This window comes from Phenylobacterium sp. (genome assembly GCF_044236515.1).
Lineage (GTDB): Bacteria > Pseudomonadota > Alphaproteobacteria > Caulobacterales > Caulobacteraceae > Phenylobacterium.
Window position 1 is genome coordinate 1 of sequence record NZ_JBIIGK010000043.1, and the last position, 22200, is coordinate 22200.

Below are 22200 nucleotides of genomic sequence, written 5' to 3' on the forward strand. Positions count from 1 at the left end.
GGGTTGATGCCGCGCGCCTCGGCCTCCGGGTTCTTGTGCACCAGCAGGTCGAAGCCGAGCTCGCGGGCCATCCGCTCGCGCATCTGGTACATCGCCTGGAACTTCCAGGTCGTGTCGACGTGCAGCAACGGGAACGGCGGCTTCGACGGATAGAAGGCCTTGGCGACCAGGTGCAGCATGACGGCGCTGTCCTTGCCGATCGAATAGAGCATCACCGGGCGCTCGGCCTCGGCCACCACCTCGCGCATGATGTGGATGCTCTCGGCTTCAAGCCGCTGCAGGTGGGTGAGCGTCGCCGGCAGCTCCGCCGCCCGTTCGGCAGGGCGACGCAGATCCACACGCTCCGAAACAGGCGCCGATCGGGATAGCGGTGCGCCGGGAGGGCGCAAGGCGTCCCACGCGACATCAGCGTTCCGGTTGGCAATCGAGGGGGCGAACAATGATCCGAGCTCATTCATCCCGCTGTTTTGGCCGTGGGGATGAAGGCCGCCGCGATCATCTGATAAAACACGCGTCGATGGTTTGCCCTCGCCGGCGGTTACTTACGGTGGCGGGCGCGGTCGCGGCGGTGGCTCGATCAGGTCCGGAAGCCGCCCACCAGCAGGGATAGCGCGAAGGCCACTCCGACGATCAAGGCGGGAGCTCTCAGCGCTCGAAGTTCGGGCGGATCTCTCGCTTGCGACAGGGCGCCGATCAGGATCAGGCAGCTGGCTGCGACGCTTGCGCGTATCGGATCCGCCGGGTGAAGGGGGAGGTGCAGGTATTGTTTCGACCAGGCCAAACCCGTCGCACCGAGAATGATCGTCATAATGGCGATCTGCACACATCGCGAGTTCCTGATCCGGCTCAACAGGAGCGCCGCCGCGGAGCGTGGCGCCGCTCGCCGGGGCGGCCCGTCTGTCGACTGCACCGCCCCTTCAGCCGCGCTCCACTCGGAACGTCCCGGCCTGAAATCCGAGCAGGGCGCGACAATGATGAGCATGGTCTCGCCGGGGTGAAGAACGACGGCGAAGACCGTCGCGCCTGATGGGTATTCCCAGCTCTCGTGCTCGGGCTGCACGCTCACGACGCGGTAGACGTCCCCGCCCAACCACTCGGCATCGACGGGACGGTAGTCTTTCTCCTCGGCGGTGGCCCCTTTAGTTCGGCCCGTCAACAGCGGCATGAAGATCGTACGCGCCCGATCATCACGCGGCGGGGGAACGGAAGCTTCCATCGGAAGGCTTAGCCCGGCCCGCGGCCGCCCCAAGGGACGGGCAGAGCGCCGCCGCTGCGTCCCGCGGCGACGCTCATCGGCGGCAGTTGACTGCGAGAAAAGCCGTATCTCGCCATGATCGGCAGCATCGCCTCCCGCTGGGTCGCTCTTTTGTATCGCCGGTGCGCTCCGAGCGTTTCTATCTATTGAGAAGTCGCCGATGCGCTCCTCCGCGATCCGAGCGCGTGCGCCCGGTGTACAGGGCCGCACGACTTTTCTCTGTTCGCGATGGCGCTTTGTCCTTTGATCAAGCTGGCCGCACCTCCTGGTCCTAGGCGGTGGATCGTCCGGGGTCAGGCGGCATCCGCGCAAGACAACGGCGCCCGCGATCAAATCTCAGGAGAAGCGGCGCTTCCGCATGTCCCAGAATTTCAGCACCCATGATGTCCTGGCGCCGAGCACGGGCTCGCGGCGCCCGACGGTCGCCCTCAGCGCGTCACCCGCTCAAACCGCCCGTCTTCGCGCCCTGGTCATCGCGCACGACGCGCGCGCCAAGGGGGGCGTCAACAACTTCCTGAGGATCATGCGGCGGAAGATGCGGTCGCGTGTCGACGTATCAAGATTCGCCAACGGCCGCCGCCACCTGGAGCAAGGCAAGGTGGCGACGGTGAAACGCCTCGCCTACGACTACCTTCGCTTCGCCGCCCTGCTCACGCGCCGGCGATTCGACGTCGTTCATCTCAATCCGACGCTCGACCTCTCCTCCCTCCCGCGGGAAATGGCGTTCGCCTGGCTCGCCAAGCTGGTGCAACCCAAGGCGAAGGTGCTGCTGTTCTACCGTGGCTGGGACTGGACGGCGCTAGAGGCGATCCGCGCCTCCGGCTGGAAACGCATGATGTTCCTGGCGACACACCGGCGCGTTGATCGGGTCCTGCTGCTGTCTTCGATCTTCAAGGACGCCCTAGTCGCCCAAGGCGTTCACGGCCGTAAGATCCATGTCGTAAGCACCATGTTCGAAGGGGACAAACTTCGTCCGGTTCTCGAGCGCGTTCCGACGAAGGAGCCGCAGATGCTGGTCTTCATGTCACGGTTCCTGCCCGCCAAGGGCGGCGCGGCGACCATTGAAGCTTTCGGCGAGATTGCAGCGGAGTTCCCGGGCGCGCGCCTGATCATGGCTGGGGACGGCCCTGACATGCCGCGCCTGCGCGCCCTGGCCCACGATGTGGGCCTAGAGGATCGTATCGACTTCGTCGGTTACGTGGGCGGCGAGACGAAGATGGAGCTGCTCGCGCGCGCGCGCCTCTTCATTCTGCCCACCGCCCATCCGGAAGGAATGCCGAACGCGGTTTTAGAGGCGATGGCCGCCGGTGACGTGATCATCACCACCCCGATCGGCGGCATAACGGACGTCGTGGAAAACGGCGCCAATGGATCGCTTCTTCGGTCTCCAGACGCCAAGAGCGTGGCTGCTGAAATCCGCCGCTACTTGGAGGATCCCGAGCTTGCGGCCGCGATCGGCGCTCGGAACAGCGAGAAGGCGTGGCGGCTCTGGGAGTCCGGCGTCGTCGCCGAACGCATTCGGCAACACTATATCGATGTGGCGCTTGAACCGAGCGCCTGACTCCGCGCGCTTTCCCGCGCTAGCCTTTTGGCCTTCCGGATCGGCGCGTGGTCCGTCCGAAGACCCGTCGTGCGGGGACTCTATCCCCCCTCTCTGAAGATTAACTCATCCGCGCCCGAATTTAACATTCGCCCGATTGGCTCAGACTCATCAGCGGTAGGGATCAAGCCTCACGACACCCGGTTGGGGAATTCCCGATGTTCGACGTGGCCACCAAGCAAGATGTCAAGGACTCCGACGTCGCTGAACTTGAGCGTCAGGAAACCACGGCGCGCTTGGCCATCGCCAAAGTCGAGGTCGAACCGCGAACCTGGCAGGTAAGATCTCCCGGGGTCGATGTGCGCCCGGAGATGATCTTCGCCGCCGCTCCCGCCGCCGCGGCCGTCGACCAGGCCGTCCTGGGCCGGCTTCCCGAACCGGAGACGTCCGCCGTTGGCCTCAGCCTCATCAAACGGGGCTTCGATGTGCTTGTGGTGCTGCCCGCGCTGGTGTTCGTGGCGCCTTTGCTCATGCTGGCTGCGGCCGCCCTCTGGATTGAATCCGGCGGGCCGATCTTCTTCCGGCAGCGGCGAACCGGCTATCGAGGCCGCAAGTTCGTGATCCTGAAACTGCGCACCATGCGGGTGCTTGAGGACGGCGAGGGGGTCACACAAGCGACCCGCGGCGATGCGCGCATAACGCGCGTAGGCGCCTTCCTGCGCAAGAGCAGCATCGATGAACTCCCGCAGCTCATCAATGTGCTCAAGGGAGACATGTCGCTTGTGGGACCACGGCCACACGCACTGGCGCACGACGAACTCTACGAAGCCGAGCTGTCCAACTACCCGCTTCGTTTCCAGGCGCGGCCCGGCCTCACCGGCTTGGCACAGGTCCGCGGCTTCCGCGGCGAAATTCACGCCATTGGAGACATGGCGAACCGGGTCGAGGCCGACATCGAGTACATCCGCGGATGGTCGCTCATGCGCGATGTGCAGATCATCATGCGGACGGTGCCGCTCCTGTTCCGCGACTCCCACGCCTACTGAGGCGGACGCAGGGCCGGACTTGCTGCGGTGCTCGAGGCCGCGGCTGAGAGCACACGCGCCACGAGGTCGGGCACCTTCACGTTCCGCACCGTGGCGTTCGGGCCGCCGGCGGCGAGCTAGCCGATCCGGTGAGCGACCCACGCGATGAGACTGCCCCAGGCTCCTGCGCAGATCGCGACGACAGCTAGAAGGATCACGGCTCGAAGCGCTCGGGGCAGCCGCGTGAGAATGGGCTCGGGATAGCCTGCGCCAGGGTCGGCGGAATCCTGACGATCGCGACTGGGTGCGCGAGCCGGCCGCTCTATGTCGCGCTGCCCCACCGTCTGACGCCCCAGCCTTGTTTCGCCCGCCAACTGGCTCAGTAAACCTGGCCGTCCCGGCGGGCCGGAGACGGCAGCGTGGCACGTGCGCGACCCGCGGCGTGGCCAAAAGCTAAAGACGCCGTCGAGAAGTTGAGCATCGGTGCGAAATCAGGCGGACAGCCCGCGCGTCGCTTCGCGTGTCGAGCCCCCCGGATCGTCGCTGGAGCTCTTCAGATCGTCGTCGACCGGGCCGACGCCCCAATATTGATAATCGATACGCGGGCGTCACCCGACAGCTTGGAAAGCTGGGTATTCGTCCAGTTGTCGTGGACCGACGCGCCGCTCAAGGCGTTGCCGGCCTCGTGGGCGGACGCTGCGCCTCACGCCGCCGGGATCCGCGTGCGCCACAGCCGCCTCCGACGGGGCTGAGGCACATATAAAGAGGCGAGAAATTTCAGCAGCATGCGATACCCTGTGGGCGAGAGACTGGACTCCAAACATCCCACGATTGCGACGGCGCATTGCTCTGCACGCGGACAACCCCGTTCTGATCAGGGACCTTCCTCAACTCGCAAAATCACTAACTGGCGCTTGTTTGGATGAGGTAGCCAAACGGAGGGTTGTAGGCAGAGAAACCCGCGGATGCGGGCTGACACCCTCGAATTCATGGCGACTTCTTGCGAGAAACCTTCAAATGACGGGGCGAACACGACTTCGTTAACCAGAAGTCAAAAAACAATGTTTCCATTTTCCTAATTGTGGCCGCAATGTGCCTTGCGGCATCCGCAAAATGGCCCTCAACGCCACTTTGGATCCGGCTTTTCGGTAGTTGAGTCAGGACCTTAACGAGATTGCGGCAAACCCTGGGAGGGGCTCACAATGCCAGTCGTCGAAGCTGTCCGTCCGTCCGCAGCCTGCCTTACGTTCAACGCGCTTGGCGGTCTGCACAAACTCAAGACAGAACGTGTCCATGCCTTCTGGCGTAATGTCGAGCGATTCGGACCTGGCGCCCAGCTGCGATGTGACAACGGCGCATCTCTGAAGCGTTGTGTCATTCTTTCGGGTTGGGCGAGCGAGATGCGTATCCTCGCGGATGGCCGGCGGCAGATCTTCTCCTTCCTGCTTCCGGGCGACGCCTTCCTCCTCGAGGAACGCGCTGATCTTGGCGGCCGCGGCGTGATCGCGCTCACCCGGCTCGAGGTGATGGACGCGGCTCACCCGGCGCTCGGCGAGGCCGAAACCCGCGAGAGTCTATCACAGGCGATGCGGGAGGCGGCGATTCAGAAAGAGGAGCGCTTGCTGGATCACATGGTGAGGATCGGCAGGCTCAACGCCCGCGAACGCGTCTTGCACCTGTTGCTTGAGCTTTGCGAGCGGCTGGAATCGGTCGGCCTCGTCAAGGACGATACCTTCCGCATCCCCCTCACCCAGGAAATCTTCGCCGACGCCCTGGGCCTGAGCCTCGTGCACATCAACCGAACCCTTCAGCATCTGCGCCGGGAGGGCCACATCGTGCTCAAGCGTGGGGCGGTGACGCTCCCCCACAGGCAAAAGCTCGCGTCTCTTGCCTTCTACCACCCCGCGGCGGTGTAGATCGCGCCTCGCCGTCCGCGGCCCGCACGGCTGGGCCGACTAATCGGTCGACGCCCAGCCGTTTGATAAAGCTGGCGCATAAAGCCCGGCGTTTCCTGCCTCCATCGGCCGCCTCGGCCGGAAGGGACGCAGGGAAGCACGATGGCAAGCCAGGTGATGTCGTCTGGCCTATTCGAGAAAGCGCTCGCCTGCGTGGGCGCTGCCGGAAGTCTGTCGAAGCATGATGTCGAGGCGCTGAGCACCCTCAACGAGCGTGTCGAAGTCTTCTCAGCGGGCGCCCAAGTCCAGACCGCCCGCCGCGAGAGGCTGCGCCTGGTGACTTCGGGCTGGACCTACGAAGCACGACTGCTGCCAGACGGGCGGCGGCAGATCTTCCATTATCTTCTCCCAGGCGACCTGATCTCCGCGAGGTACGGGGCTGGAGCAGCCCGCGGCAGTCTGATCGCCCTGACGCGTCTGGAATGCGCGGAGATCCCGCCCAGCCTGCTGTCGGGCGCGGGAGGTGAACGGACCAGGCTGGCGGAGGGGCTCGATCGCGTCCTCGACAGCCAGATGCAGCGCACCTACGAAGCCGTTCTTCGACTTGGCCAGTTCACTGCGCAGGAGGGAATGGCGAACTTCCTGATCGACCTTCGCGACCGACTGACCAAGGTCGGACTGGCGGACCGGTTCTCGTTTCGCTGTCCCCTCACCCAGGAACACCTGGCGGATACGCTCGGCCTTAGCGTGATCCATGTAAACCGCGTGCTGCGCCAGCTGCGCACGGAAGGACTGCTCGTCGTCAAGCTTGGGCAGGTCACGTTCCTGGACCCCAACAAGATGGAGATGCTGGCGGCCGGAAACCCGATCGAATAGAGCGCCGCGCTAGCCTTCGCGACGGCGGAGGCGAAGCGGGAGGTCCTCAGCGACAACGAGCAGGGACGCGCCTGGCGCATCGGCGAGCAGGACCTCGGGCGGCGTGGCAAGCTCCAGCAGATCGCCGGCACTGACCGTCCGTCCGTCGACCTTCACGCGCCCTTTGAGCACGAGGATCAGGAAGGCGTGCCTTACGCTCGCTGTTCCAATATCCGCACCCGGTTCGGCCTTGAGCAGATACACCGCCTCGCCCAGACCGCTCACTGCCGAGGTCACCGCCCCCAGAACGCCCTTCCGCAGCCCGATCCACGGTCCCATCGCCACCGTGCTGAGCGCGCTTTCGCTCGGCGGATCGGCACGGCCGACGCGCTCCGGTCCGGCCGGGCGGCTCGCCGTGCTGGCGGCCAGGGCGCAGATCGTGCAGCTTTCCAGGTGCATCGCCACCGCGAGGGCGACACCGGGAGAGATGTTCGCGGTCACATAATCGGAGATCAGCTGGGCGGTCGGGTGATGCCGGATCCCCATAGGACTCTGCCTCCAGCGGTGCGCGGCGGCATCAACGGCGGGCGCCTCCGACCCAGCAGTCTCGTCCTGAGCTGTTTTGGTGTTGGGAAAGACCGAAGGCACGCCAAACCCCTTAAGCTAGCGGTAAAACCGACCCAAGCGCCCGTCTTCTTCAAACACCTGCTCGTGATCGCGATCTTCGCAGATGAGCTTTATGTTTGCTAATTTTCTAGCGCCAGTAAAGCAGAATGCAACCCAACATTGAGCGTTAACTCAGATCCGGCGAGACGTTTGTTTCGCTCTTATGCGCTCAAGCCGGCGCCGCAAGAAGCAAGCTTAGCAGTAGTCGGACCCAACACTTAGAAAGGTGCAACGTCAAGGCTAGTTGTGAGTGCATCTCAACCGCGTCAGCGTGTCGCATGTTGCGTTCTTCCGCCCTCGCACGCCGACGCCTTGCGGATTATCCCTAGATTTCGAGACGCCCGCACGGACGCCCCAGCGAGTGGAGAGATCACGCTGGGGCTAGTGACCGCATAACTGCAGGCGTGGGCTGACCTGCCCCTTGGTTATGCGCGCGCTCCGCGGCTGCGGCGCTATCAAATCCTATGTTTCCCCGACTGAGGCCTCTCGAGGTCGGAGCCCTTCGGCGGAGGTCACCCGTAACGCTGCTCACATCATTTGCCAGGGCGTAGGGGGCAGGGCTGATCAACTTGTGGGTTGCCCAGTGATGAGCGGCGCCGCCGCTCAGGCCGATTGTGGAGTTTGCAGGTGCGACCCCAGGTCCTTCGCCATCTGAAAGCCGCGGCCAAGGGCGATTGGAGCAGGTTGCGAGGCTACGGCGTGAACTTCGGCGACCTGGGCACGGTGGAGCCTGTCAGTCGCGATTTCGGGTACGACCGCGGCACGCCTGTCGATCGGGTCTACATCGAGGCGTTTCTGCGCCGGCATTCCGCCGACATCGCCGGGCGGGTGCTGGAGGTCGGCGACGACAGTTACACGCGGCGCTTCGGCGCCGGGCAAGTCCAACACTGCGACATCCTGCACGTGCGCGAAGGGAACCCGTCGGCGACGATCGTCGGCGACCTCTCGTCGACCCAGCTGCTTCCGGAAGCCGCGTTCGACTGCATGATCATAACTCAGGTCCTGCATCTGATTTACGACATGGCCGCTGCCGTAAATGAGATCCACCGCGGCCTCAAACCCGGAGGCGTGGCCTTGGTCACCGTTCCGGCCATATCGCAGATCGCGCGAGACGAGTGGGGCGAGAATTGGTTCTGGGCGGTCGCCCCAGCCGGCGCCCGGCGGTTGTTCGCAGATGTATTCGGCCAAGAGCGTGTGCACGTCGAGGCGTTCGGCAACGTCTTCGCGGCCACAGCTTTCCTCCAGGGCGTCTCAGCCGAGGAGGTCGATCACCGCAAGCTGGAGGCTCACGACGCCAACTACCCCGTCACCGTGGCGGTGCGTGCGCAGAAGGCCACCTAGGCGAGAAGGCTCTAAAGCCCTCGAAGATGGTTTCTCCAGCAGACGGGGTTGCGAGGACGTCCCGGCGCCCACGCCGTGATCGCGCCGGGCTTAACAAATGATCGCAAAGTTCATCATTGGCTCGGCCATCCTCATCCGGCGCCACACGCACGCCCGTTACTGGGCGTGGGACTGCGTCCGAGCGACGGTGGCGGGTTCGGAGCAGTGGAAGAAAGGTTCGAACCTTCGTGCTGATGGACGTCGATGAACCCTGAGGTCACCGTCGTGGTCCCGGCATTCAATGCCAGCGCGACCCTGCGCGAAACCTTAGCGTCCGTGTCGGCGCAAACTGTCCGGGACATCGAGATCCTCGTCGTCGACGACGGATCCACGGACGACACGGCGCGGATCGCACGCTCCGTCGCCGCGGACGACTCCCGGATTCGTCTGCTCTGCCAGGCGAACGCCGGCGTCGCAGCGGCGCGCAACGCGGGGCTCAAGGCGGCCCGCGCGAACCTGGTGGCGCCGATCGACGCCGACGACCTCTGGCACCCGACCAATCTGCATAAGCAGCTCGAAGTATTCAGGCGCGATCCGGAGCTTGCGCTGGTCTATAGCAACTTCAGACTGATCGATATGTTCGGCGCGGTGATCCAGACCCCCCCGCAGTCCACCGTGAAAGGCTGGGTTTACCTCCGACATCTTGCACACAACATCGTCGGCAATGGCAGTGCGCTCATGTTCCGACGCGACCTCGCACTGGGCTTCGGCGGTTATGACTCGCGGCTGCGGCAAGCAGGCGCCGAGGGATGTGAAGACTATCTCTTGCAGATCCAGGTCGCCCGGCGCAGCCGCTTCGGCGTCGTCGCCGAGCCCTTGGTCGGCTATCGCAAGCGCCGAGACGCAATGTCCGCAGACACGGCGCGAATGCTGCTCTCCCGCATCGTGGCGCTCACCCTGTTGGAGGCGGACGGCGCCCCTGCGCCCGATATCATCCGGGACGCCAAGGCCGGGGTACGGGTGGCGCTCGCGATCCTGCATGCGCGCAGGGGTGCGCTCATTAGAAGTCTCCGGGAGGTCGGCCAGGCTGCGCTGGACACGCCGCCGGCAAGCTGGCCTCGCGTCGTCGATCATGGAGTCTCGCGAGCGACGCGGAACCTGCGCAACCGACTCGCGAGGCTTCCCCCCGACCCCTCCCTGCAGCTCCAGTTCCTCGACGCCGCGCCGGAAGCTGCGATCCACGTCGAGCAACCTGCCTATGTGCGAAGGATCCTGGGCCGGCTCGCGCCTCTCGAGCAGGCTTATGCATTCAACAGCGCCAAGCCCTAAGGGCGCCCACCCCCGGCGCCTAAACAAGCCTCAGGTTCTGTCCAATGGCCTTTGCGGAAGCGTTCGCGACGAGGGGCCTTTTCGCGGCGGCGCCAGGCCTCATCTCGCGACGGAACCATGCGATCGTACGCTCCACGCCCTCCTCGTAGGGAACAAGGCTCGTCCAGCCGGGCAGCACCCGATTGGCGAGGCTGAGGTCGGGCCGCCGGTTCGTGGGATCCTGCGGCGGAGCTGGCAGGTGGACGATGGGGCATTTCGGGAAACGTCGCTGAATGAACTCCGCGACCTCAAGAACGGGAATCTCGCGGTCATTGCCAATATTCAGCGGTCCTGGGTAGTCGACCCCGTCGGCCCAGAAGTAGCGCTCGAGCCCTTTGATGATGTCGTCGATATACCCCCAGCTGCGGGTCTGGGCGCCGTCGCCGAAGACGGTGATGGGCCTGCCGCGTAGCGCCTGGGTGACGAAGTTCGACACGGCGCGACCGTCGTCGACGCGGGTGCGTGGCCCGAACACGTTGAACAGCCGCACGACCTTAATCCGAACCCCCTGGGCGCGGTGAGCCTCGAACAACATGGCTTCGACGCACCGCTTGCTTTCGTCATAGGACGCGCGGGGTCCGGTGCAATCGACGAAACCCCGGTAGCTCTCGGGCTGCGGCGAGACGAGGGGCTCGCCGTAGACCTCGGACGTGGAGGTGTAGGCCATCTGTCCGCCCGGCGCGAGGACGTCGAGAAGGCGGAGCGCGCCTACCACATTGGCGGATATGGTTCTCAGCGGCTGCGCCATATACCAGGGCGGGGAGGCCGGCGAGGCGAGATGGTAGATCTCGTCGAACTTGCCCGCCAGGCACACGCGCTCAACATCCTCGACGAGGATCTGCAGCCGGGAGTCCTCGACATGAGCAAGGTTGCGCCAACTGCCCGTCCAGAGGTTGTCGACAACGACGCACTCCGCGACATCCTCTCGACGGAGGAGTCGCTCGACGAGATGAGAGCCGATAAAACCCAACCCTCCCGCCACTAGTATCCGTGTCATGATCCAATCCTGCTCAGGATAGAATTGCCATCACGCACGTTGCTTCGCGTCCCGATCAATCGACACAGTCTCGGCTTGCTCGGTTGGCTGCGACCGGAGATTTCAAAGTGCTCGACGAACACCTTGAGATAGACGGCCAGACCGCCTCACAGCACACGCTGGCCTTGCTTAACCGGCAGCCCTGAACCAGGGGACGAAGCTCGTGTGCCGCAATGACTTCGGCTGTCAGCGGCCAAGCTGCGGGGCCATGGCGGGATGGACCTTCGGTGGAAGTCGCGGCCGGTCCCGGGTGGGCCGCGGGCGCGTTTCGGTGGCCTCCGATCGCGCAGGCTCCCGGAAACTCGATGCGAGCTCCCACTCGTAGGCGTGGGCGATCATCGCCTCGATGTTGTCGTATACGGGCGTCCACCCGAGCGCCTTTATCCTCGTGCTATCGGCGACCACCGCGGCGAGATCGCCTGGCCGACGGGGCGCCAGCTGCCAGGCCGCCGGCCTCCCGGTGACACGACGCACAGCTTCGATGACCTCGAAGACGGTGTATCCTCGCCCGTACCCGCAATTGAGCACCTCAGGAACCGGCGCTGCGCTCATCAAGCGCTGGAGGACGAGTACGTGCGCCGCCGCCAGATCGGCGACGTGGACATAGTCCCGCACCCCGCTGCCGTCTTTGGTGTCGAAGTCCGCGCCGTACACCAGCAGCAGGTCGCGCCGCCCCAGCGCCGTATCGAGCGCGAGTTTGATCAGGCTCCTGGCCGCGGGTCCCTGACCTGCCCGACCGCCAGCGTCCGCCCCCGCCACATTGAAATAGCGGAGAGAGCAATGCCGGATGGCGTGAGCGAGAGCGGCGTCGGCGATGATCCGTTCCGACATCAGCTTGGAAGCGCCGTACGGGGTGGCGGGGTGTGCCACGGTCGTCTCGTCGATCAACGGCTGCGGCGGCGCGCCGTAGACTGCGGCGCTCGACGAGAACACGAAACTCCCGACGCCCGCCTTCAGACAGGACTCGAGCACCGCCACGGTCACAGCCGTATTGTTGCGGTAGTAGTCGAGCGGCCGAGCAAGCGAGTCCTCGGCGCTGATCGATGCCGCCATGTGGATGACCGCTTCCGCCTTGGCGCGTTGCATCACCGATGTGACCGTCGGAACGTCTTCTACCTCGGCGAGAACGAAAGTGGCGCGCGGGTCGACGGCCGACCGCGCGCCGGTACTTAAGTTGTCGATGACGACGACCTGATGACCGGAGTCGAGTAACGCCAGCACCACATGGCTGCCGATGTAACCGGCGCCGCCCGTGACGAGGACGACTGACTTGGCTTGCGCCACGCGCCTACTCTCCCCGTGCGCCGCCCGCACAGATTTGGGTACGTTGAAGTCAAGTCGAGTACCAACAGAGTGCTCGCGGACCCTATGTCAAATGATTGAGTGATCGTGCTTTGCCGATCGTAGATCGGTGAGGATGCACCCGGCAGCACCATCGGTCGGCCCGGACCGGCTTAGCTCAGCCTCACCCCCCAGTCGGGGTGCGGTCGACGTCAGCGTATTGGTGATCACCTACAATCATGAACGCTACATCGAAACCGCGCTCGCGAGCGTCTTCGCTCAACGGACGACGCGCCGGCTCGAGGTCATCGTCAGCGAGGACCGATCTACGGATCGCACCTTCGAGATCGTGCGCGCGTTCGCCGATGCTCATGGTCCGGTCGCCATCCTTCGGTCGGAGAAGAACCTCGCCTCGAATGCGGTCCTCACACGCGCCATCGCGGCGGCGTCCGGAAAGTACATATGCCTGCTGGACGGCGATGACTTCTGGACCGACGTGGAGAAGGTCGACAAGCAGGCCGAAATCCTCGACCGCTCCCCATGCTTTTCCGCTGTCTTCCACAACGCCGCGGTCGTCGATGGAGAGAGCAGGCAGATCGCCGAGCGCTGGACGCCCGCGCATCACCCGGAACTGCTCGACCTGCCGGCCCTATGGGAGGGCAATCCTTTCGCGACCTGCGCCGGCATGCTCCGACGGGAGCCGCTGGCCCGGCTCGGCCCCTGGTACGACGATTTCTTCCCGATTACCGACTGGCCTCTCTACATCCTCTGCGCCGCCTCAGGGCCTATCGCCTTCTATGACGCGCCCGTGGGCGGTTACAGGCTGCACGCGGCGGGCATGTTCTCGTCATTGCCCACCACCGGTAAGCTCGACCAGGTGGCGCAGTTCTACCGGCTGATGCGTCGGACCGTCTCGCCGGAGCAGCAGTCCCTCCGCCGGGACGGCGAGACGCGCTACTTCTACGAATGGGCCCTCGCCTACGAACGGGAGCGGAACTTCCGGCTTGCGCTGAACTGCCTCGCCCGCGCGGCGCGCGCCGCCGGCCCCGGTGGCCCTGTGCCCCTCGCGCGCATGATGAGGGCGGGGTTGCGCATGCTGCCTGGCGTCATCGGGAAGGCGGCGGCATGAACGCCCACCGCGCCCATATTGCGCCTGCGCCGGCGGGGATGCGGCGTCCGAGGTGGTCGGTGATGATCCCGACCTACAATTGCGCGAGATACCTTCGTGCGACGCTCGCGAGCGTGCTTCAGCAAGCGCCCGGGCCGGAAGACATGCAGATCGAGGTGGTCGACGACGCCTCGAGCGATAATCCGGAAGCGGTGGTGCGCGCGGTCGGCCAGGGCCGCATCGGCTTCTACCGACAGCCCCGCAACGTCGGGCATATCGGAAATTTCGCGACTTGCCTCAACCGAGCGGCTGGCCAACTCGTCCACCTGCTGCACGGCGACGACCAGGTCGAACCAGGGTTCTACGCCGCACTCCAGGCCGGGTTCGACGCGGATCCTGCCATCGGCGCGGCGTTCTGCCGTCACCGGTTCATCGATGCGCAGGGCGCAGAGTTGTCGACCTCCCCTCTCGAGCGCGCTGCCCCCGGCCGGCTCATCCAGGGTCTGCAGCGTCTCGCGCAAGAGCAATGCATCATGACCCCGTCCGTTGCTGTCCGCCGCGCCACCTACGAAGCCTTGGGCGGCTTCGACGACCGCCTGACTTGCTCAGAGGATTGGGAGATGTGGGTTCGGATCGCGGCAGCGCGACCCGTCTGGTACGAGCCGCAGGTCCTCGCCAGCTACCGCATGCATGGTCAGTCCAACACCGCACGCCACTACCGGCTCGCCGAGGAGCTGACCTACACCCGCAAAGCCATCGACCTGTTCTCCCGGTATCTACCGGAGGCGCAGAGACGGTCGATCACTCGAATTGCGCGCCGAACCTACGCTCGAACAGCGCTCAGCAATGCGCGCCGGATGGCCGCGGACGGCGACCGCGGCGCAATGTACGCACACCTTTGGGCAGCCCTGCGCTTCGCGCCTGGCGCGACGGCCCTGAAAGCTGCGCAGATCGCGCTCCATCCAAGGGAGCTCGACTGACCAATGGTGCGCGTGGGCCTGTCAGGATGCGGCGCCGTCAGCCAACTCTACTACGGGCCAGCGCTGCGCCGTCTCGCAGGCGAAGGGTGCTTGCAGCTCGCCGCGGTCTTTGATCCGAATCCCGCGCCGGCGGCCGCCATCGCGGGCCCGAACCCGGCCGCGACATGCGCCCGTTTCGAGGACTTGCTTGGCCTAGGGCTCGACCTCCTCATCGTCGCTTCCCCGCCGCCATTACACGCGCCTCAGACGATCGCGGCCCTGCAGGCGGGCGTCGCCGTGCACTGTGAAAAGCCGCTGGCGCTCTCAGTCGACGAAGGCGTCCGCATGCTGGACGCCGCGTACCTGGCCCGACGCCCCCTTTCCGTTGCGATGATGCGGCGTTCGTTCCCGGCCGTACGCGCGATCGGGGCCTTGTTGACGTCGCAAGCCATCGGCCCAGTACGGTCCGTCGAAGTGTTCGAGGGCGGGCCGTTTCGCTGGCCGGTCGCCTCGCCGGCCTATTTCACCCGGGCCCAGAGTGGCGGCGGAGTCTTGCGGGACATGGGGCCGCACGCGCTCGACCTCCTCAGCGGCTGGTTGGGCGGACCGCAGCTCAACAGCTATCAGGACGACGCCATGGGCGGCGTAGAGGCGAACTGCCGCCTTCAGCTGACCTACGGCGCCGTTCAGTGCGCCATCCGAATGAGCCGGGATTGGGCGCGGCCGAACCGCTACCTGTTCAGGGGGGCGAGCGGCTGGATCTCCTGGATCCCTTACGAACCCGACCGTCTCGAGATCGCCCTCGGCGACGGCAGCTGCGGCGTGCTCACCCTGCACAAGCGCAATCCCCACGATGCGACCGCTCTCGGCGAGCCGGAAGGCGACTTTGCGACCGCCTTCGCGGACCATCTGCGGGAGGTGGTCGCGGGGCTCGCGGCTCCGACCCTCGCGACGCGACGCAGCCTTGGCCTCGACACGCTCGAGCTCATTGACCGATGCTACGCGGAGCGCCGCCCCATGGAGGAATCCTGGCGCGAGAGCCCCGCCCTTTGGGCGTGCGCGTCATGACCGTCGCGGTGTTGGGCGCCAACGGATTCATCGGCAACCGCGCCGTCGAGCTGCTGCAGACCTACGGGTTGAAGGTGCGGCCGATCGTGCGCCGCGCGTCAGCGGCCGCCCTTCCCCGCCGCTACGACGTGGACGTGCAGGTCGCGGAGGCGACGGACCGGGCGGCGCTCGGCGCCGCGTTCGAGGGCTGCGACACCGTCTTCGTGTCCGTCGCGGGCGCCCCGGCGACGATCGTCGGGGTGATCGAACCGATCTACCTAGCGGCGCGGGACGCACGGATTCGGCGCCTCATTTATCTGAGCAGCGCATCGGTGCACGGACAGGCGCCAGAGCCCGGCACGGACGAGCGCTCCCCCCTCTCGGCGCGACAGCCATTGGCCTACAACAACGCCAAGGTCCTGGCGGAGCGGCGCCTCGCTGCCCTCGCAAAGGCTGGCGGCCCCGAGACGGTGGTGCTGCGCCCCGGAATTGTTTTTGGGCCGCGCTCACATTGGGTCGGCGGATGGGCGGACGAGCTTCTGGCTGGCGAGGCCTATGTGGTCGGCGGAGCCCGCGGCCTGTGCAACGCGATCTATGTGGACGATCTGGTCCGCGCAGCGCTCCTCGCCATGCGAGCCTCCGATGTTCACGGCAAGGCCTACCTCCTCGGCCAGCGCGAGCAGGTGACCTGGCGGGACCTCGATAGCGCCGTTGCGACCGCGCTCGGCATAAACATCGAGCGTGTTCCAGACTATCCGTTCGAGGCTGCCCTGCCCGAGCCACGCCACAGCGCGTTGACGCGCACGCGGCCGCTGGCTCGACGCCTGAAAGCGGCGATGCCGAAGAGCGTGCGGGTCGGCGCCCGTGCGGCGCTGCGCCACCGGGCGGCGTCGAGGACGAGGGACCCAACGCGACCCGCGGTGTCGATGGAACGCGCCCTGCTGCACACCGCACGCTACATTCCCAGATGGACCCTGGCGCAAGCCGAGCTCGGCTACGAGCCCGAGGTGGCGTTCGATGAGGGCCTGCGCAGATCCATCGCGTGGCTTTCGTTCGCCGGTTATCCCGTCGCGGCGCGGTGGGCGTCATGAGCGGCCCCGAGCGCGTCGCGGTCGTGATCCCGACCTACAATCACGCGGCCTTCCTGAAGACCGCGCTCAGCAGCGCATTTGCGCAGACCGTGCGCCCCCATGAGGTGATCGTCGTTGACGACGGCTCGACGGACGATCCGGCGACCGTCGTCCGTGACTATCCGGGAGCAAGATTGATCCGGCAGGCGAACAAGGGGCTGGCGGCGGCGCGCAACACCGGCTGGCGCGCCTGCCAGAGCGAATGGCTTGTATTTCTGGACGCGGACGACCGGCTCAGGCCGCAAGCCATAGCCAGGAACCTCGAGTTGTTCGCTGCTGCGCCCGAGTGCGGGTTTGTCTACGGCGCCTACCGCAAGGTGTTCACCGCAACCGGCGCGGAGCGCATGTGCGTCCCGAAGGACAGGGGCGCCGACGCGTTCGCAGGCTTCCTTGCCGGCAACCGCGTCGGGATGCACGCGACCGTAATGTACAGGCGCGCGGTGCTGGCCGAATTCGACGGTTTCGACCCGGCGTTCCGCGCCTGCGAAGACTACGACCTCTATCTGCGGATCGCGCGACGATATCCGGTCGCTTGCCACCCGGAGGTGCTGGCCGATTACGTGATCCACGGGAAGAACATGTCCCGACGCGGGGGAGTGATGTTGACCTGGGCGCTGCGGGCGCTCGAGAAGCAGAGACCGGCAGCGGATGGCCGACCCGCCTGGCGGGCGGCATTGCAGGCGGGCGAGGCCGGCTGGACGCAGTACTACGCCGAGGAGTGGTTCGCCTCGCTGCGAGCGATGCGCGGTGTCACGGACCTGATCGAGGCGTTCCGGCAAGCGAAGATCATCAGCGGCGTCGACCGCGCTGCATTGCCTTGCGCCTTGCGGCGGCGGTTACGCCCGCCGCGTCTCCGCCGAGCCGCACGCCGGATCGCCACCTCAGTCGCGAGAGCGCGTCGTGACCTCGCCTAGCATCAGCGTCATCGTAATCGTCTATGACGGCGCCAGCTTCCTGGACGAGGCGATCATGAGCGTCCGCGGCCAGACCTGCCAGGACTACGAACTCCTGATCGTCGATGACGGCTCTACCGACGACAGCCTCGCGATCGCCGAGCGACATCGTCTGGCCCATCCGCATCGCATCAGGGTTCTCCGGCACCCCGGAGGCGTCAACAGGGGCATGAGCGCCAGCCGGAATCTCGGGATCGCCCACGCCCAGGGAGATTTCGTCGCCTTCCTGGACGCCGACGATGTCTGGCTGCCTCGGAAGCTGGAGGAGCAAGTGGCGATCCTCCGCGCCGAGCCGTCGTGCGGTCTGGTCTATGGCAGGGCGCTGATCTGGCGGTCGTGGCGGACGGCTCGTGCAGAAGACGATTTCTATTACGACCTCGGCGTGGAGCCAGGTCGAATGTACGCGGCCCCACAACTGTTCCTGCGGCAACTGCGGAACGTCGATCAGACCCCCACCACTAGTGGCGCGATGCTACGGCGGTCTCTGATCACCCAGGTTGGCGGCTTCGAGGATGTGTTCCGTGGCATGTTCGAAGATCAGGTGTTCTTCGCGAAGGCGCTGCTCGCCGCGCCGGCCTACGTTTCCGACGCGACCTGGTTCAGATATCGCCAGCATCCGGCGAGCGCCACGGCGCGATCGGCGGCCGCCGGGGCCGATCACCTCTGGCGTATGCGCTACCTGCGATGGCTAGCTGAGCGCCTTGCGGAATTCCCGGGCGCGGATCTTCAGCGAGCGGCCGTGCGCGCGGAGATGCGACAGGCGAGGCGATCTCACGCGAGGCGGCGAGCTTTGCAGATCGTCCGGCGACTGAGGCGGCCATGGCGCGCGTCTCGATAATCACCCCGGTCAAAAACGCCGAAGCCTTCCTGGCGCAGGCGGTCGCGTCTGTTCAGCGGCAGGATTTCACCGATTGGGAGCTGCTCGTCGTCGACGACGGGTCGAATGACGGCAGCTCCGCCATCGCCCATAGGAGCGCGGCACGAGATCCCCGCATCCGCGCCCTTGCGGCCGCGCCAGGCCGCGCGGGCGCCGCGGCGTCGCGCAACAGGGGGATCGAGGCGGCAAATGGGGAATTCGTCGCCTTCCTGGATGCTGACGACCTGTACGAACCCGGCAAGCTGAGCTTCGACGTGGCGACGCTGACGCGCGAGCCGGCGGCGGCGATGACCTTCGGACCGACACATTGGTGGTGCGAGCGCGCGCCCGCACAGTCCTGGACGGAATCGATGCGACCGTTCGCCGGCAAGCTGCACGCGCCGCCCGAACTGCTGCGGAAGATCATCCTCGATCAGCGCGGCCAGGTCCCGTGCACCTGCGCCGTGCTGGTGCGACGGGCCGCGCTCGACGAGGTCGGCGGATTTTCAGAGGGGTTCCACCTCTACGAAGACCAGACGCTGTGGGTGAAGCTCATGCTTCGATACCCCGTCCATGTGCACGATCGCGTGCTCTGCCGTTATCGGCAGCACCCGCAATCCGTTTCAGCGCAGGCGGAAGCCGCGGGCGCCTATGACCGAATGGCCCCGCATGCCGCCAGGACCGCCTTCCTCGAATGGATCGAGCGTTATTCCACCATCTCTGGCGACCCACGGCTGCAGCGCGCGCTGAGATTGGCGTTCGCGGCCTATCCGCAGCACCGCGGGAGGATGACGGCGGCCGATCGACTGGCGCTGGGCGGCCGCACGGTGACGCGGCGACTGGCGCGCTTCGGGCGGAGCCTCGTGCGCAGAACCGAGGCCCTGGGCGTCAGGCGTTAGCGCATTCAAGCCGATCCAGGGTCCAGTGCAGACGCGGGCGCAAAACGCCTTCCCAAGCGCCGTACCAGCCCCGCCGGTCGCGGTCGCTGTCGAGAACCTGGAAGCAGATCACCTCCGGAACATCCAGCGACCGCCCGTTGTCGTGCAAACCGATGGTGAGCCGATAGTCGCCGGCGTTGAGCAGGTCAGCTGGCACAAGGCAGCTCTCGCGGTAGACGCCGGCCTCCTCTGCAACCTCGGTCGGATTGGAGACGTCGAACACGAGCACGCCGTCGCCGTTCGCCAGCTTGACGGACACCAGCCCTGGGCCGCAGCTGCATAGGCGTTCGTACTCCACTGTGATCCGGAACGGCTTCGTGATGTCGAGCGGTGACAGCGGGCCGCCGTCGATCGTCTCGATGCAAGCGCCGAGCAGGCGCAGGCCCTTGGTTTGCGGGGCTTCAGATCGCGCCCACCGCCGCCGCGTCGCCGGACCGCCCTGTCCGAGGCGCAGATAGCTCTGCAGCACCTCGCGGGTCGCGCCGTCGGCCACCACCCGTCCCTTCTCCAGCAGAACTGTCCGGTGGCACAGCGACTGCACTGCCGTGAGATTGTGGCTCACAAAAACGACGGTGCGGCCGTCGTGCGCCATGTCGCCGATCCGGCGCAGGCACCTCTTCTGGAACTCCGCGTCGCCGACGGCGAGCACCTCATCGACAAGCAGGATCTCGCTTTCCAGATGGGCCGCGACCGCGAAGGCGAGGCGCATGTACATGCCGCTGGAGTAGCGCTTCACCGGCGTATCGAGGAACGGCTCGACGCCGGCGAAATCGACGATGGCGTCGAAGTGCCTAAGCACCTCCCGGTGTGTCATGCCGAGGACTGCGCCGTTCAGGAAGACGTTGTCGCGTCCTGATAGCTCGGGATGGAAGCCTGTTCCCACCTCAAGGAGGGAGCCCACCCGGCCGACGTACTGGACGGCGCCTTTTGTGGGCTCCGTGATGCGGGCGAGGATCTTGAGGAGCGTGCTCTTTCCCGCGCCATTGTGCCCGATGACGCCCACCACCTGCCCTGGCGCAATCTGGAACGACAGGTCGCGGAGGGCCCAGAACTCTTCTGCCGCTGGCGTCTCTCGGCCCCGCAATCCGCGCACCAGGCCCTTCGCCTTGTCTGCGATCGCCTCACGCAGGTTGGAATCGAAGCTGCCGAGACGGTAGCGCTTGCTGACATCCTCGACGTTGATCGCCCATGTCCTTTTCGCGGTCATATGACGTCCGCGAAACTGCTTTCCATCCTACGGAAGATCGCAAGTCCCAGCAGGAGGAGAACGGCGGCGCTCGCTACCGACATCGTTATCAGGCCGGCGGAGGGCGGCGGCGAGCCGAGGGCCGCCCAGCGGAAGCCTTCCACCACGCCGGCCATGGGATTGATCCCGAACAACGGGCGTAACCGTTCAGGAGCCAGGCTGGCCGGATAGGCGACCGGCGTCAGGAACAACCACAGCTGAGTCAGCAGCGGCATGATGTGGCGAACATCCCTGAAGCGCACATTGATCGCGCCCAGCGCGCAGCCGACACCCGTCGCGGCGGCGAGCGCCAGGAACGTCAGGGGCAGCACCCAAAGTATCCGCCACGCCAAGGGTATGCCGTAATAGATCAGGGCCAACAGCAAGGCTCCGAACGCGACGGCAAGGTCCGGAAGGCATCGCAGGGTCGAGGCCAGGGGTAGGACGAGCCGAGGAAAGTAGACCTTCTCAACCAGTTCGGTGCTGCCGATCAGACTGCCCACCGCCGCGTTCGTCGCCTGGGCGAAGAAGGTCCAGATCACAAGGCCGGTGAAGCTGAAGATGGGGTAGGGAACGCCATCCGAGGGAATCTTCGCCAGACCGCCAAACACCAGGGTAAACGCCGCGGCCGTGCCGAGCGGCTGGATCACCGCCCATAGGCCGCCGAGGAAGGTCTGCTGATAGCGAACCTTCAGGTCGCGCCAGATGAGAAATTTTAGGAGGTCGCGGTAGCGAATTATCTCGCCCAGCCGCAGCGCGCGCCAACCCCGGGACGGGCCGATTACCGTGAGCTGGTCGGCTCGGCTCATCCCGCCTCGCCGCCAAGAATGGCCTGTGAACGCGTCATGCTGGCCAACCGCCAGGTGACGAGATCGCTTTGGAGAACTGGTCTTCCGACCAGTCGCCAATCTGAATCCGCGGCAGACGGAGCATCTCGGCCGACTTCGACACCGTGCCCGCTTCCGTCGTGACCGCGACCGTAAAGCCCGCTTCCCGGACCAACCGCACGGTCTCCTCGCTGTTGTCGCCGTAGGGATAGGCGAACGTCGCGGGTTCGGCTCCCGTCAGGGCGGCACATGCGCTGCGGCTGGCCTCGATCTCGTACCGCTGCTCGGCCGCGCTGAGCTTGCTCAACGGCGGATGGCTCACCGTATGGGCTCCGAAGCTGATCCAGGGGGATCGGGCGAGATCCTTAAGCTCGGCCCGGGTCATCGCGCGATGCGTCTTGCGACCGGATCGCCCTACGCCGCAGCGGTCAGCTAGGTCGCCGAGCGCCGCGTTACGAGCCTCGGCGTCCAGCTCTCGCATGGCGCGCCAAAGGCCGGCGTGCGCGGCGGCGCGGTTGTCTCCAAACCTCTCGTCGGATGGCGCGTCCGTGATCTGAAACGCGAAGTATTCACTCCCAACCACGAGCCGCACCGATCCGGGCTGAGCGCCCGCAATGATACGTTCGAGATCGTCCCACCAGAACTCCACAGGGCTGGAAATTGCCCCCGTCGTCAGGAAGATGGTCGCCGGGACCTGGTTCGCGGCCAGGATCGGCGCCGCAACCAGCTTATTGCAGGCGTAGCCGTCGTCGAAGGTCACGGCGACGGCGTCCCGCGGCAAGCGTCCTTGATCATGAAGCCCAGCAAACTCGTGCAGCGGCAGGACGGTGCGCCGGCGTTTCAGCCAGCGCATCTGGGCCTCGAAAGCCGCAGGCGACACCGCCAGTCCCCAGGGATCGTTCTTCGGCGGCGCCAC

Annotated in this window: 21 protein-coding genes; 13 read left to right on the top strand and 8 right to left on the bottom strand. The window is 65.9% G+C overall.

The features are described 5' to 3' along the window. Both ACILRF_RS06795 and ACILRF_RS06800 read right to left on the bottom strand, forming a co-directional pair. Nucleotides 1-338, bottom strand: a 338-nt coding sequence (locus tag ACILRF_RS06795) for a phosphoadenosine phosphosulfate reductase family protein (protein ID WP_395671523.1), incomplete at its 3' end; no start/stop codon positions are given. Nucleotides 339-577: 239 nt separating this feature from the next. Next, nucleotides 578-1216: a hypothetical protein gene (locus tag ACILRF_RS06800; protein ID WP_395671524.1), complete on the bottom strand. Its 639-nt coding sequence runs from the start codon at nt 1214-1216 to the stop codon at nt 578-580. Nucleotides 1217-1613: 397 nt separating this feature from the next. On the opposite strand from ACILRF_RS06800, the gene ACILRF_RS06805 reads away from it, so the two are divergent. The 4 genes from ACILRF_RS06805 (at nt 1614) to ACILRF_RS06820 (ending at nt 6591) form a co-directional block, all read left to right on the top strand. Beyond that, the gene (locus ACILRF_RS06805; protein WP_395671525.1) at nt 1614-2816 is read left to right on the top strand and encodes a glycosyltransferase family 4 protein; all 1203 of its coding nucleotides are present in this window, start codon (nt 1614-1616) and stop codon (nt 2814-2816) included. A 197-nt stretch (nt 2817-3013) separates the two neighbouring features. Further along, nucleotides 3014-3841 carry a sugar transferase gene (locus ACILRF_RS06810; RefSeq protein ID WP_395671526.1) on the top strand — a complete coding sequence of 276 codons (828 nt, stop codon included), beginning with the start codon at nt 3014-3016 and terminating at the stop codon, nt 3839-3841. A gap of 1181 nt (nt 3842-5022) precedes the next feature. Beyond that, on the top strand, nt 5023-5736 hold the full coding sequence (locus tag ACILRF_RS06815) for a Crp/Fnr family transcriptional regulator (protein WP_395671527.1): 714 nt from the start codon (nt 5023-5025) through the stop codon (nt 5734-5736). Between the two features lie 141 nt (nt 5737-5877). Then, nucleotides 5878-6591, top strand: coding sequence for a Crp/Fnr family transcriptional regulator (locus tag ACILRF_RS06820; protein WP_395671528.1), 714 nt, complete (start codon nt 5878-5880; stop codon nt 6589-6591). A 9-nt stretch (nt 6592-6600) separates the two neighbouring features. Here the strand turns inward: ACILRF_RS06820 and ACILRF_RS06825 are convergent, their stop codons facing one another. Then, nucleotides 6601-7116 carry a hypothetical protein gene (locus ACILRF_RS06825; RefSeq protein WP_395671529.1) on the bottom strand — a complete coding sequence of 172 codons (516 nt, stop codon included), beginning with the start codon at nt 7114-7116 and terminating at the stop codon, nt 6601-6603. A gap of 819 nt (nt 7117-7935) precedes the next feature. Between ACILRF_RS06825 and ACILRF_RS06830 the strand changes: the two genes are divergently transcribed. Together ACILRF_RS06830 and ACILRF_RS06835 are read left to right on the top strand one after the other, a co-directional pair. Then, nucleotides 7936-8577, top strand: a complete 642-nt coding sequence (locus tag ACILRF_RS06830) for a class I SAM-dependent methyltransferase (RefSeq protein ID WP_395671530.1) — start codon at nt 7936-7938, stop codon at nt 8575-8577. Nucleotides 8578-8820: 243 nt separating this feature from the next. Next, nucleotides 8821-9885, top strand: a complete 1065-nt coding sequence (locus ACILRF_RS06835; protein WP_395671531.1) for a glycosyltransferase family 2 protein — start codon at nt 8821-8823, stop codon at nt 9883-9885. Nucleotides 9886-9904: 19 nt separating this feature from the next. Here the strand turns inward: ACILRF_RS06835 and ACILRF_RS06840 are convergent, their stop codons facing one another. After that, nucleotides 9905-10921 carry an NAD-dependent epimerase/dehydratase family protein gene (locus ACILRF_RS06840; RefSeq protein WP_395671532.1) on the bottom strand — a complete coding sequence of 339 codons (1017 nt, stop codon included), beginning with the start codon at nt 10919-10921 and terminating at the stop codon, nt 9905-9907. A 225-nt stretch (nt 10922-11146) separates the two neighbouring features. Next, entirely contained in the window at nt 11147-12244 is a 1098-nt protein-coding gene (gene galE, locus ACILRF_RS06845; protein WP_395671533.1) for a UDP-glucose 4-epimerase GalE, read from the bottom strand. A gap of 220 nt (nt 12245-12464) precedes the next feature. On the opposite strand from galE, the gene ACILRF_RS06850 reads away from it, so the two are divergent. The 7 genes from ACILRF_RS06850 to ACILRF_RS06880 are packed head-to-tail and all read left to right on the top strand — an operon-like array spanning nt 12465 to nt 19193. Then, nucleotides 12465-13370, top strand: a complete 906-nt coding sequence (locus ACILRF_RS06850; RefSeq protein ID WP_395671542.1) for a glycosyltransferase — start codon at nt 12465-12467, stop codon at nt 13368-13370. A 38-nt stretch (nt 13371-13408) separates the two neighbouring features. Continuing rightward, complete coding sequence (locus tag ACILRF_RS06855; RefSeq protein ID WP_395671543.1) at nt 13409-14329, top strand: glycosyltransferase family 2 protein; 921 nt, start codon at nt 13409-13411, stop codon at nt 14327-14329. 3 nt (nt 14330-14332) lie between these two features. Beyond that, nucleotides 14333-15376 (top strand): Gfo/Idh/MocA family protein, encoded by a 1044-nt coding sequence (locus tag ACILRF_RS06860; RefSeq protein WP_395671534.1) that lies wholly within the window; start codon nt 14333-14335, stop codon nt 15374-15376. Next, nucleotides 15373-16446 carry an NAD-dependent epimerase/dehydratase family protein gene (locus ACILRF_RS06865; protein ID WP_395671535.1) on the top strand — a complete coding sequence of 358 codons (1074 nt, stop codon included), beginning with the start codon at nt 15373-15375 and terminating at the stop codon, nt 16444-16446. Before ACILRF_RS06860 ends, ACILRF_RS06865 begins: the two co-directional genes overlap by 4 nt. After that, nucleotides 16443-17399: a glycosyltransferase family 2 protein gene (locus ACILRF_RS06870; protein ID WP_395671536.1), complete on the top strand. Its 957-nt coding sequence runs from the start codon at nt 16443-16445 to the stop codon at nt 17397-17399. The genes ACILRF_RS06865 and ACILRF_RS06870 overlap by 4 nt, the downstream gene beginning before the upstream one ends. Further along, nucleotides 17386-18276, top strand: a complete 891-nt coding sequence (locus ACILRF_RS06875; RefSeq protein WP_395671537.1) for a glycosyltransferase family 2 protein — start codon at nt 17386-17388, stop codon at nt 18274-18276. The genes ACILRF_RS06870 and ACILRF_RS06875 overlap by 14 nt, the downstream gene beginning before the upstream one ends. Next, nucleotides 18258-19193: a glycosyltransferase gene (locus ACILRF_RS06880; RefSeq protein ID WP_395671538.1), complete on the top strand. Its 936-nt coding sequence runs from the start codon at nt 18258-18260 to the stop codon at nt 19191-19193. The genes ACILRF_RS06875 and ACILRF_RS06880 overlap by 19 nt, the downstream gene beginning before the upstream one ends. Here ACILRF_RS06880 and ACILRF_RS06885 read toward each other — a convergent pair. The 3 genes from ACILRF_RS06885 to ACILRF_RS06895 form a co-directional block, all read right to left on the bottom strand. Continuing rightward, the gene (locus ACILRF_RS06885; protein WP_395671539.1) at nt 19183-20439 is read right to left on the bottom strand and encodes an ABC transporter ATP-binding protein; all 1257 of its coding nucleotides are present in this window, start codon (nt 20437-20439) and stop codon (nt 19183-19185) included. The genes ACILRF_RS06880 and ACILRF_RS06885 overlap by 11 nt on opposite strands. Continuing rightward, nucleotides 20436-21266 (bottom strand): ABC transporter permease, encoded by an 831-nt coding sequence (locus ACILRF_RS06890; RefSeq protein ID WP_395671540.1) that lies wholly within the window; start codon nt 21264-21266, stop codon nt 20436-20438. The genes ACILRF_RS06885 and ACILRF_RS06890 overlap by 4 nt, the downstream gene beginning before the upstream one ends. A gap of 34 nt (nt 21267-21300) precedes the next feature. Then, on the bottom strand, nt 21301-22200 hold a 900-nt coding region (locus ACILRF_RS06895), incomplete at its 5' end, for a polysaccharide deacetylase family protein (RefSeq protein ID WP_395671541.1).

What these genes read in the sequence shown, in the direction of transcription:
- ACILRF_RS06800 (WP_395671524.1), bottom strand. Translation starts at nt 1,216, where the DNA reads ATGGAAGCTTCCGTTCCCCCGCCGCGTGATGATCGGGCGCGTACGATC.
- ACILRF_RS06805 (WP_395671525.1), top strand. Translation starts at nt 1,614, where the DNA reads ATGTCCCAGAATTTCAGCACCCATGATGTCCTGGCGCCGAGCACGGGC.
- ACILRF_RS06810 (WP_395671526.1), top strand. Translation starts at nt 3,014, where the DNA reads ATGTTCGACGTGGCCACCAAGCAAGATGTCAAGGACTCCGACGTCGCT.
- ACILRF_RS06815 (WP_395671527.1), top strand. Translation starts at nt 5,023, where the DNA reads ATGCCAGTCGTCGAAGCTGTCCGTCCGTCCGCAGCCTGCCTTACGTTC.
- ACILRF_RS06820 (WP_395671528.1), top strand. Translation starts at nt 5,878, where the DNA reads ATGGCAAGCCAGGTGATGTCGTCTGGCCTATTCGAGAAAGCGCTCGCC.
- ACILRF_RS06825 (WP_395671529.1), bottom strand. Translation starts at nt 7,116, where the DNA reads ATGGGGATCCGGCATCACCCGACCGCCCAGCTGATCTCCGATTATGTG.
- ACILRF_RS06835 (WP_395671531.1), top strand. Translation starts at nt 8,821, where the DNA reads ATGAACCCTGAGGTCACCGTCGTGGTCCCGGCATTCAATGCCAGCGCG.
- ACILRF_RS06840 (WP_395671532.1), bottom strand. Translation starts at nt 10,921, where the DNA reads ATGACACGGATACTAGTGGCGGGAGGGTTGGGTTTTATCGGCTCTCAT.
- ACILRF_RS06855 (WP_395671543.1), top strand. Translation starts at nt 13,409, where the DNA reads ATGCGGCGTCCGAGGTGGTCGGTGATGATCCCGACCTACAATTGCGCG.
- ACILRF_RS06860 (WP_395671534.1), top strand. Translation starts at nt 14,333, where the DNA reads ATGGTGCGCGTGGGCCTGTCAGGATGCGGCGCCGTCAGCCAACTCTAC.
- ACILRF_RS06865 (WP_395671535.1), top strand. Translation starts at nt 15,373, where the DNA reads ATGACCGTCGCGGTGTTGGGCGCCAACGGATTCATCGGCAACCGCGCC.
- ACILRF_RS06870 (WP_395671536.1), top strand. Translation starts at nt 16,443, where the DNA reads ATGAGCGGCCCCGAGCGCGTCGCGGTCGTGATCCCGACCTACAATCAC.
- ACILRF_RS06880 (WP_395671538.1), top strand. Translation starts at nt 18,258, where the DNA reads ATGGCGCGCGTCTCGATAATCACCCCGGTCAAAAACGCCGAAGCCTTC.
- ACILRF_RS06885 (WP_395671539.1), bottom strand. Translation starts at nt 20,439, where the DNA reads ATGACCGCGAAAAGGACATGGGCGATCAACGTCGAGGATGTCAGCAAG.
- ACILRF_RS06890 (WP_395671540.1), bottom strand. Translation starts at nt 21,266, where the DNA reads ATGAGCCGAGCCGACCAGCTCACGGTAATCGGCCCGTCCCGGGGTTGG.